Origin of the sequence: Streptomyces sp. ISL-36 (genome assembly GCF_018614205.1) — a bacterium.
GTDB lineage: Bacteria > Actinomycetota > Actinomycetes > Streptomycetales > Streptomycetaceae > Streptomyces.
This window is the reverse complement of the sequence record NZ_JAGGOS010000145.1, coordinates 1-8,379: the sequence shown is the minus strand read 5'-3', so window position 1 is coordinate 8,379 and position 8,379 is coordinate 1. Positions and strand designations below refer to the sequence as shown.

At 72.1% G+C, this 8,379-nt stretch carries 5 protein-coding genes and 1 pseudogene; 3 read left to right on the top strand and 3 right to left on the bottom strand.

Going from position 1 to position 8,379, the window contains the following annotated elements; all coding sequences use genetic code 11:
- From J7E93_RS31835 to J7E93_RS31825, 3 genes and pseudogenes are all read right to left on the bottom strand, one after another.
- Window positions 1-552, bottom strand: a pseudogene (locus tag J7E93_RS31835) (hypothetical protein); the annotation flags it as partial.
- Window positions 549-2,081, bottom strand: coding sequence for a GT4 family glycosyltransferase PelF (gene pelF / locus J7E93_RS31830; RefSeq protein ID WP_215073504.1), 1,533 nt, complete (start codon window positions 2,079-2,081; stop codon window positions 549-551). The gene pelF and the pseudogene J7E93_RS31835, both read right to left, overlap by 4 nt.
- Before the next feature lie 28 nt (window positions 2,082-2,109).
- Window positions 2,110-4,164, bottom strand: a complete 2,055-nt coding sequence (locus tag J7E93_RS31825) for a hypothetical protein (protein ID WP_215073503.1) — start codon at window positions 4,162-4,164, stop codon at window positions 2,110-2,112.
- 295 nt (window positions 4,165-4,459) lie between these two features.
- Between J7E93_RS31825 and J7E93_RS31820 the strand changes: the two genes are divergently transcribed.
- From J7E93_RS31820 to J7E93_RS31810, 3 genes are all read left to right on the top strand, one after another.
- Window positions 4,460-5,974, top strand: coding sequence for a leucyl aminopeptidase (locus tag J7E93_RS31820; RefSeq protein WP_215073502.1), 1,515 nt, complete (start codon window positions 4,460-4,462; stop codon window positions 5,972-5,974).
- A gap of 286 nt (window positions 5,975-6,260) precedes the next feature.
- Entirely contained in the window at window positions 6,261-7,649 is a 1,389-nt protein-coding gene (gene lpdA / locus J7E93_RS31815) for a dihydrolipoyl dehydrogenase (protein WP_215073501.1), read from the top strand.
- 62 nt (window positions 7,650-7,711) lie between these two features.
- Window positions 7,712-8,379, top strand: a 668-nt coding sequence (locus J7E93_RS31810; RefSeq protein ID WP_285440976.1) for a biotin/lipoyl-containing protein, incomplete at its 3' end; no start/stop codon positions are given.

The window sequence follows — 8,379 nt, the reverse complement described above, 5'->3', positions numbered from 1 at the left end:
GGCGCCGGTGAGCAGTGCGCGGGCGGCGGCCCGCCGGTCGCCGAGACCGAGCCAGGAGTAGGCGCGGTGGGAGAGGGCCTGGTTCCACACCCAGCCGGTGACGGCCCCGGCGAGCAGCGGAACCGTTCCGGCGGGCAGCCCGTGCGGACCGCGGGGGCCGGACAGGAGGGGTGCGCCGAGGACGTAGGCGAGCCCGGGCAGGGCGAAGACGAGGCCGCGCAGCAGACAGCCGGCGAGGCCGGTGTGCCAGCGCCCGCCGGGCGGCGCCTCCGGTGCGGGGTGGCGCCGCTCCACCCGTGCGTAGAGGTCCTCGGCGAGGGCGAAGGAGTCGTCGCGCCCGTAGGTGAGACGGATGTGGTCGTCGGTCAGGCCGTCGGACTCGAGTATCGCGGCTATCTCGTCGGGGTGGACGGCGACCGCGGCCAGCGCGTCCAGTCGGTCCGCGAGTTCGTCGAGCGGGTCGGTGGCGACCGATCCGCCCGGCCGTTGGCGTGGGACGGCCGGGAGGGTGTCGCGCAGGGTGCCGTTCTTCAGCCAGAGGGAGCCGCTCACGACAGGGAGCCTCCCCCGACGAATTCCTGGCGCCAGGGGTCGGTGAGGCGGACCGTCCAGTCGTCCGGCTCTCTCGTCGCAGCGGCGGGCCGGCCGGCGAGCTCGCGGTAGATCTGCCGGAAGCCGTCCACCGAGCGGTGGAGGGTGAACCGGTCGACGACCCGCTGCCGGGCCCTGCGGCCCAGCTCCGCGCGGCGTTCCCCGTCGCGCAGCAGCTCGGTCACGGCCGCCGCCATCACGGCGGGTTCGCGCGGCGGGACGACGAGGCCGGTGTCGCCGACGGCCTCCCGTACACCGCCGACATCGGTCGACACGGTGGCCCGGCCGCAGGACATGGCCTCGATCAGGGAGAAGGGGAACCCCTCGCTGATCGAGGAGAGCACCACGACGTTTCCCGCCGCGTACGCGCGGGCGACGTCGGAGACCCGCCCCTCGAAGGTGATGCCGTCGGTGACGCCCAGCTCGGCCGCGAGCTTCTCCAGACGGGTCCGGTAGTCCTCGTTGCCGGCCGGGACCGGGCCGAACAACCGCAGCCGCAGCTCGGGGAGTTCGGCGCGGGAGACGGCGTACGCCCGGATGAGGGTCTCCAGGTCCTTGATGGGGTCGATCCGGCCGGCCCAGCTGAGGGTGGGGACGTCGGGTTCGGCCTCGGTGTACGGGAAGGCGTGCGGGTCGACGCCGTTGTAGACGGTCCGGATGCGGTCGACCGGTGCGCCGCCGCGCTCCTCCCAGCGCCGGTTGTACTGGTTGCAGGGGGTGATCAGGTCGGCCTTGCGGTAGCCGAGCGAGTTCAGCTCGCGGTAGAAGCCGAGCATCAGGGCCTTGACCGGCCAGCGTTGGGGCTCCGTGCGGTAGCCGAGGTAGCGCTCCCGCAGGTAGATGCCGTGTTCGGTGAGCAGGAAGGGCACCCCTTCGAAGTGTTGGGCGGCGAGCGCCGGCAGGGTGGCGAGCCCGCTGGAGACGGCGTGCGCGACGCTGTCCTCGGCGATCTTGGCCGCGAGCGGACGCAGGGCGTGTTCCAGCAGGTCGGTGGCTGTCAGCGCGTCGTGGACGGTGGGCCGGGCCGCGGCCGTCGGCAGGTGGGGCATGGTCCAGATCCACATCAGGGAGCGCAGCGCCCGCTCGGAGCGCAGGGCGGCGGTGAGCCGTCCGCGGCGTGCCCGTTCGGCCAGGGCGTAGAGCGCCTCGCCGAAGTCGCAGCCCGCCTCCGGGTCGAGTATCGCGAGCAGGAAACGCTCGTACGTGTCGAGGAATCGGCGCCGCTCACGCCCTCGCGTGGGCCGGCCCGCGGCCGGCCCGCGCCCGGCGCCCCAGAGCGGGAAGGAGGTGTGGCGGTACACGTTGGGCGGCAGCTCCCAGGTGACCGGTTCGCGCCCGCTGCCGGTGAGCGCGAGGACGGCGAAGTCGACCTCCGGCATGCCGCGGACGAGTTGGTCGCACCAGGTGCTCACTCCCCCGTGGACGTGTGGATAGGTGCCTTCGGTGAGCATGGTGACGTGACGGCCACCGCTCCCCCTGCTGGTCGGCATGGATGCGTTCCCCCCGGAAACGTGCTGGTCAGGCGGTCGGGAGCGTGAGCGTGACGGTGGACTGGAGGGGCTCGGGCGCGGTCCAGGCCGAGCGGGCACCCGCGTAGGGCGTGCCGAACGCCGCCGTGCCGAGGGGGAGCCGCTTGCGGGTGCCCTCGGGGGCGGTGATGGGCGCGGCCACGCCGGCCGGGGCCTTGACGGTGACGGTGGTGCCGACGCGGTAGGCGGTGACCTTGCCGGCCGCGAGCGCCTGGTCCCAGGCGGTGCGGCGGTTCAGCTCGGTGCCGACGTCGCGCTGGCGCGGGTTGACCAGGGGGGCGCTCTCCGCGAACAGGGCGCGGTAGTCGGCGAGGACCCGGTCGAGGACGGGGTAGAGCAGCCGCTCCTCGGCGAGGTTGGACTGGTGGACGTAGTGCGGGCGCGGGTCGTTCGCCACGATGTGGGAGAGGGCCGTGCGGGCCTCCCGCGGCACGATGTGGGAGGCGTAGCCGGTGGCGGGGTCGAGCGAGGCGGGCAGGCAGGTGGAGGCCGGGTCGGTCTCGCAGATCCCGCTGCCGCCGTCGGCCCGCGCGGTGTAGATCCAGTTGTACTCGTCGGCCATCTCGGCGGCGGTGCCCACGTTGTAGTACACGTTCATGGGGTGGCGCGGGACGGTCCCGGCGGCGCCGACGGAACGTTGCAGCGGCTCGCGGGAGTTGTCGCTCGCCACCCATTTCACGCCGTTGTCGAAGAGCGCGCCGGCGAGGTTCGGATTGTCGGTGGGCTGCTGGGGCAGGGTCTTCAGGCCGGAGTGCTCACCGGTGACGAGTTCGCTCCGGTCGACGGAGAGGCCCTTGCCGACGGCCCAGCCGTGGTTGTCGCGGATCTGCCCCGAGATCTCGGCGCGGCTCATCCACAGGGTGGCTCCGGTGGCGCTCCTGGCGCACTGCCAGGGGACGGTGGTGTTGTCCTGGACGCAGCCGAGGAAGGGGTGGGTGTAGGTGTGGTTGATCCAGCGGTACTGGGCGCGGTCGGCGATCAGCTGGGCGGCGAGCGGGTCGGTGCCCCCGTGCTCGGTCTTCCACTGCTCGCCCTGGCCGCCGTTGTAGACCATGTCGAGGGTGAAGCCCGCGGCCTTCTGCCAGGCGGCGGCGTACCGGGCGTCGGCGGGGGTCATCCGGACCGGGTTCACGCCCTCGCCGTCGTCGCCGGCGCAGTCGAAGTCGCCGGGGGTGCAGTTGCGCGCGGTGTCCCAGCGGGCGTCGGGCGCGAAGACGTCGTCGACGTGGACGGAGAAGTAGCTGCGGCTCTGTCCGAGGTGGACGCCCTGGGTGAGCCATTCGACGATGCCGCGGGCGAGCGCGCGGAACTGCCGCTGGTACCGGTTGTAGGCGAAGGTGACGACGAGTTCGCGGCGCCCGTCGTGGGCGTACTCGCCGATCAGGCTGGCCCGTCCGCCGTCCGCGGCCGGCACGTCGAGGTAGCTGGTGAATCCGGCGCGGGGGCGCCCCGCGTAGCCGTAACTCTCGGAGATGTCCGGGTCGTTGTCCTCGAAGGTCAGCGGTCCGTCGAGGTAGCGGAAGGGGCCCGCCTTCCCGACGGCGGTGACGGAGGCGGCGGCTCCGTCGAGGGGGCCCGAGTAGCCGCCCTCGCTGGTGTAGTCGAGGCCGACGCCGGGGTGGGCCCAGGTGTACGCGTCGACCTGCGGGATGCCGAAGGTCCTCTCGTACGCGGCGAGCGCGGTCTGTTCGGCCGAGTCCGGGCCGAACGCGGTCTCGTGGGGCATGACCACGCCCTGGTACCTGGCGCGGGGGCGGCCGGTCGTGCTGTCGGAGGGTTCGGCGAGGAAGGCGGCGTCGATGACCGGACGGCTCGGGTCGTTCAGATCGACCGTGCGGTACGGCACTCCCGTCGAGCGCAGCTCGGAGGTGATGGCCTCGACCGCGCTGCCGCCGTCGTCGACGACGAGGACGGTCAGATCGATCCTCGGGACGGGCTCGACGGCGCTCGCTCCGGCCGACGGGACGACCGTGGCCAGGAGCGCGGCGGCGGCGAGGGCCGCGGTACGGGCGGCCGCGGGCATGCGGGATCCGGCAGAGTCCATCGAGTGGTGTCCCCCCTCGGCAGGCCGTCCCGGAGCGGGAGGACCTGTGGAGATGATGCGAAGACGCGGGTACCGCGCTTGCGTGAATGAGGCGAGTGTGGACGAGCTCCGCCGCCCTGCGCGGTAAACGCGGAAGAGACACCACGGATGAGTGAATCACCGTCGCCGTGAGCGAGCACGAAGAGCGAGCGTAGGCTCGTTCTCGGCGCTCTCCGGGCCGAAATACGATGCGGCGGGCACGGTCGGCCCATCCCTCGACCGCCACAGAACTCAATGGAAGCGAGATTTCACCACCGTGACTGCTCTCACTCTCAGCACTGCCGGCGCGGCGACGCTGCGCGCCGACGCCCTCGTCGTCGGCGTCGCGAAGTCCGGCAAGGGCATCGTCGTCGCCCCGGGCGCCGAGGCCGTGGACAAGGCGTTCGACGGAAAGCTCGCCGCCGTCCTGGAGACCCTGGGTGCCTCGGGTGCCGAGGGTGAGGCGACCAAGCTGCCCTCCCCCGCCGGTCTGAAGACCCCCGTCGTCCTCGCCGTCGGCCTGGGTCCCGCGCCCGAGGACGGTCAGGGGTACGACGCGGAGGCGCTGCGCCGTGCCGCCGGTACCGCCGCCCGCACCCTCACCGGTGCCAAGAAGGCCGCGTTCGCGCTGCCGATCGCCGCCGTCGAGGACGCCGAGGCGATCGCCGAGGGCGCGCTGCTCGGCGCGTACGCCTTCACCGCCTACCAGAACAGCAAGAACGGCAAGGACGCGAAGAAGCCGCTGGCCGAGGTCGCCCTGCTCGGCGGCAAGCCGCGCGACAAGGCCTACAAGGCCGCCGCCGAGCGCGCCCAGGCGGTCGCCGAGGAGATCAACCGCGCCCGCGACCTGGTCAACATGCCGCCGAACGACCTCACCCCGGCCACCTTCGCCGCCGAGGCGCAGACCGCGGCCAAGGCGCACGGCCTGAAGGTCCAGGTCCTCGACGAGAAGGCGCTCGCCAAGGGCGGCTACGGCGGCATCCTGGGCGTCGGCGCCGGCTCGGAGAACCCGCCGCGCCTGGTCCGTATCGCCTACACCCACCCGAAGGCGGAGAAGACCCTCGCCCTGGTCGGCAAGGGCATCACCTACGACTCGGGCGGCATCTCCCTGAAGCCGGCCGGCCACAACGAGACGATGAAGTGCGACATGAGCGGCGCCGCCGCCGTGTTCGCCGCGGTCGTCGCCGCCGCGCGGCTGGGCCTGGCCGTCAACGTCACCGGCTGGCTGGCGCTCGCCGAGAACATGCCGTCGGGCTCGGCCACGCGCCCCGGCGACGTGCTGCGGATGTACAGCGGGAAGACCGTCGAGGTCCTGAACACCGACGCCGAGGGCCGGCTCGTCCTCGCCGACGCGCTGACCCGGGCCTCGGAGGAGAACCCGGACGCCATCGTCGACGTGGCGACCCTGACCGGCGCGATGGTCCTGGCGCTCGGCAACCGGACCTTCGGGATCATGGCCAACGACGACGACTACCGCACCGCGATCCACGAGATCGCCGACGAGGTCGGCGAGCAGTCCTGGCCGATGCCGCTCCCCGCGGACCTGCGCAAGGGCATGGACTCCCCGACCGCCGACATCGCCAACATGGGCGAGCGCATGGGCGGCGGCCTGGTCGCCGGTCTCTTCCTGCGGGAGTTCGTGGGCGAGGGCATCACCTGGGCCCACCTGGACATCGCGGGTCCGGCCTTCCACGAGGGCGCGCCGTACGGCTACACGCCGAAGGGCGGCACGGGCTCCGCGGTCCGCACCCTGGTGAGGCTGGCGGAGCGGACCGCCGACGGCGAGCTCTGATCCGCCGGACGACGACGGGTACGGCCCCGGGAACGAGGTTCCCGGGGCCGTACCCGTTGCGCCCTCGACGAAATCCGTAGGTTCGTACGCCCGCGTGACCCGCCCGTACGGACGATCCCCCGTCTCAGGACCCGGCCCCGCGTCCCGCCTTCCGGCAACAAGTGCGAAGATGGGTTCTCGGCAGGACAGGGCCCCCACCACAGGGCCGAAATAAAAGCGGCCGAACACCAGCCGCCGCCCGGTCATCGACGACCGGCGACCGGCGCACATGCATGGAGGACGTGACGTGGCGAACGACGCCAGCACCGTTTTCGACCTAGTGATCCTCGGCGGCGGTAGCGGCGGTTACGCCGCGGCGCTGCGCGGAGCGCAGCTGGGCCTGGACGTCGCACTGATCGAGAAGAACAAGCTGGGCGGCACCTGCCTGCACAACGGCTGCATCCCCACCAAGGCCCTGCTCCACGCCGGCGAGGTCGCCGACCAGGCGCGCGAGGCGGAGCAGTTCGGTGTCAAGGCCTCTTTCGAGGGCATCGACATCAAGGCCGTCCACAAGTACAAGGACGATGTGATCTCGGGCCTCTACAAGGGCCTGCAGGGTCTGGTCGCCTCTCGCAAGGTGACATACATCGAGGGCCACGGCCACCTCTCCTCCCCGACCTCCGTCGACGTGGACGGCCGTCGCGTCGAGGGTCGTCACGTCCTCCTCGCCACCGGTTCCGTACCGAAGTCGCTGCCGGGCCTGGAGATCGACGGCAACCGGATCATCTCCTCGGACCACGCGCTGACCCTGGACCGCGTCCCGGAGTCGGCGATCATCCTCGGCGGCGGTGTCATCGGCGTCGAGTTCGCCTCCGCGTGGAAGTCCTTCGGCACCGACGTCACCGTCATCGAGGGCCTGAAGCACCTGGTCCCGGTCGAGGACGAGAACAGCTCCAAGCTTCTTGAGCGCGCCTTCCGCAAGCGCGGCATCAAGTTCAACCTCGGCACCTTCTTCCAGTCCGCCGAGTACACCGACAACGGCGTCAAGGTCACCCTGGCCGACGGCAAGACCTTCGAGGCCGAGGTGCTGCTGGTCGCCATCGGCCGCGGCCCGGTGTCGGCCGGTCTCGGCTACGAGGAGCAGGGCGTCGCGATGGACCGCGGCTACGTGCTCGTCGACGAGTACATGCGCACCAACGTGGAGACGATCTCGGCGGTCGGCGACCTCGTCCCGACCCTCCAGCTCGCGCACGTCGGCTTCGCCGAGGGCATCCTGGTGGCGGAGCGTCTGGCCGGTCTGAAGACCGTTCCGATCGACTACGACGGTGTGCCGCGGGTCACGTACTGCCACCCCGAGGTCGCCTCCGTCGGCATCACCGAGGCCAAGGCCAAGGAGATCTACGGCGCGGACAAGGTCGTCGCCCTGAAGTACAACCTCGCGGGCAACGGCAAGAGCAAGATCCTCAAGACCGCGGGCGAGATCAAGCTCGTCCAGGTCAAGGACGGTGCCGTGGTCGGCGTCCACATGGTCGGTGACCGCATGGGCGAGCAGGTCGGCGAAGCGCAGCTGATCTACAACTGGGAGGCGCTGCCGGCCGAGGTCGCGCAGCTCATCCACGCCCACCCGACGCAGAACGAGGCGCTCGGCGAGGCTCACCTGGCCCTGGCCGGCAAGCCCCTCCACTCCCACGACTGACGCTCACGTCATCAACGGGCGCGACGACCACTTTCCGCAATTCGTTAGGAGCAACTGAAACCATGTCGGTTTCCGTAACCCTGCCGGCGCTCGGCGAGAGCGTCACCGAGGGCACCGTCACCCGCTGGCTCAAGGCCGAGGGCGAGCGCGTCGAGGCCGACGAGCCGCTGCTCGAGGTCTCGACCGACAAGGTCGACACCGAGATCCCGGCCCCGGCTTCGGGTGTCCTCGCCTCCATCAAGGTGGCCGAGGACGAGACCGTCGAGGTCGGCGCCGAGCTGGCGATCATCGACGACGGCAGCGGCGCCGCCGCCGCTCCGGCTCCGGCCGCCGAGCAGGCAGCCGCCCCGGCTCCGGCCCCGCAGCAGGAGGCCCCGGCCCCCGCTCCGCAGGCCGCCCCCTCCACCGAGGTCCAGGCCCCGGCTCCCGCCCCCACGGCCGAGGCAGCCGCGGGCGGCGGTTCCGCCGAGGGCACCGACGTCGTCCTGCCGGCGCTCGGCGAGTCCGTCACCGAGGGCACCGTCACCCGCTGGCTGAAGTCGGTCGGCGAGACCGTCGAGGCCGACGAGCCGCTGCTCGAGGTCTCCACGGACAAGGTCGACACCGAGATCCCCGCCCCCACCTCCGGCGTTCTCCTGGAGATCACCGTCGGTGAGGACGAGACCGCCGAGGTCGGCGCCAAGCTGGCCGTCATCGGCGCCGCGGGGGCCGCTCCGGCCGCCGCGCCCGC

Excerpts from the sequence above, each read along its gene's own strand:
- pelF (WP_215073504.1), bottom strand. The coding sequence starts at position 2,081 with ATGCCGACCAGCAGGGGGAGCGGTGGCCGTCACGTCACCATGCTCACC.
- J7E93_RS31825 (WP_215073503.1), bottom strand. The coding sequence starts at position 4,164 with ATGGACTCTGCCGGATCCCGCATGCCCGCGGCCGCCCGTACCGCGGCC.